Origin of the sequence: Nitratireductor sp. ZSWI3, assembly GCF_024655565.1 — a bacterium.
In the GTDB taxonomy this organism is placed as follows: Bacteria; Pseudomonadota; Alphaproteobacteria; order Rhizobiales; family Rhizobiaceae; genus Nitratireductor.
The window spans coordinates 1-586 of sequence record NZ_JANKOF010000211.1 but is presented as its reverse complement, the minus strand read 5'-3'; the positions used below and the strand labels follow the sequence as shown (position 1 = coordinate 586).

General features: G+C 64.8%; 1 protein-coding gene. It reads left to right on the top strand.

All coding sequences use genetic code 11. From position 1 onward, the window contains the following. Positions 1-586, top strand: a 586-nt coding sequence (locus tag NUU27_RS25455) for a type II toxin-antitoxin system HipA family toxin (RefSeq protein ID WP_257765081.1), incomplete at both ends; no start/stop codon positions are given.

Here is a 586-nt window from a genome sequence, read left to right as displayed (position 1 = left end):
AGGGCGATCGCACCCTGTTCAGTTTCTCTGACGAGTATGTCGCCGATCCGAACCGCCCGACGCTCGGCCTTTCGTTCAAGGACGATCTCGGCGGGCTGATTACGAACCTGCCGCCAACGCAGGTGCGGGTGCTGCCATTCTTTTCCAACCTCCTGCCGGAAGGCCATCTGCGCGAGTACCTCGCCGAGCGCGCGGGCGTGAACCCGCTACGCGAGTTCTTCCTGCTCTGGGTGCTTGGCCGCGACCTGCCCGGCGCACTGACGATCGAGCCCGCGGACGGCGAAGCCTGGCCGCCCGGCACGGATGACGACGTCGAAGGCGAAGACCGCCCGCGCGAGAACGCGCTGCGCTTTTCGCTTGCCGGCGTTCAGCTCAAATTCTCGGCGCTCGGCGATACCAAGGCGAACAAGGGGCTGACCATCCCTGCCGAAGGCGTCGGCGGTTCGTGGATCGTCAAACTGCCGTCGGCGCGCTATCCGGGCGTTCCTGAAAACGAGTTTGCGATGATGACACTCGCCCGGCAGATCGGCATCGATGTGCCCGAGATCGATCTCGTCGATCTGGACGCGATCAAGAACCTGCCCGC